This is a genomic window from Actinomadura sp. DC4, from assembly GCF_030406325.1.
Classification (GTDB): domain Bacteria; phylum Actinomycetota; class Actinomycetes; order Streptosporangiales; family Streptosporangiaceae; genus Actinoallomurus.
Window position 1 is genome coordinate 1 of sequence record NZ_JAUEQY010000100.1, and the last position, 553, is coordinate 553.

A 553-nucleotide genomic window follows, 5' to 3' on the forward strand; every position below is an offset into this window, starting at 1 on the left:
GTCATCGGTGTTACCCGCGCCATCGACGATCGTGGTCTCGTCCTTGGTCACCACGACACGCTTGGCCTGACCGAGCATGTCCAGAGTGGTGTTCTCCAGCTTCAGGCCGATGTCCTCCGACACCACCCGGCCACCGGTCAAGATCGCGATGTCCTGAAGCATGGCCTTACGACGGTCACCGAAACCCGGAGCCTTGACCGCCACGGACTTGAAGACCCCGTGGACCTTGTTCACCAGCAGCGTGGCGAGCGCCTCGGTCTCGACGTCCTCGGCGATGACCACCAGCGGCCTGCCGGTCTGCTTCACGGCCTCCATGACCGGGAGCAGGTCCTTGTTTGCCGAGATCTTGGCGGGGACCAGCAGGAGGTAGGGGTCGTCCATGACCGCTTCGAGCCGATTGGTATCGGTCATGAAATGCGGGGCGAGGTAGCCCTTGTCGAAGCGCATGCCCTCGGTCAGCTCGAGCTCCAGACCAAAGGTCTGGCTCTCCTCGACCGTGATCACGCCTTCCTTACCGACCTTGTCCATCGCCTCGGCGATCATCTCACCGATC

1 protein-coding gene is annotated in these 553 nt (G+C 62.7%); it reads right to left on the minus strand.

The window, feature by feature from the left end; all coding sequences use genetic code 11:
• Positions 1–553, minus strand: a 553-nt coding sequence (locus QWU11_RS47135; protein ID WP_290121147.1) for a TCP-1/cpn60 chaperonin family protein, incomplete at both ends; no start/stop codon positions are given.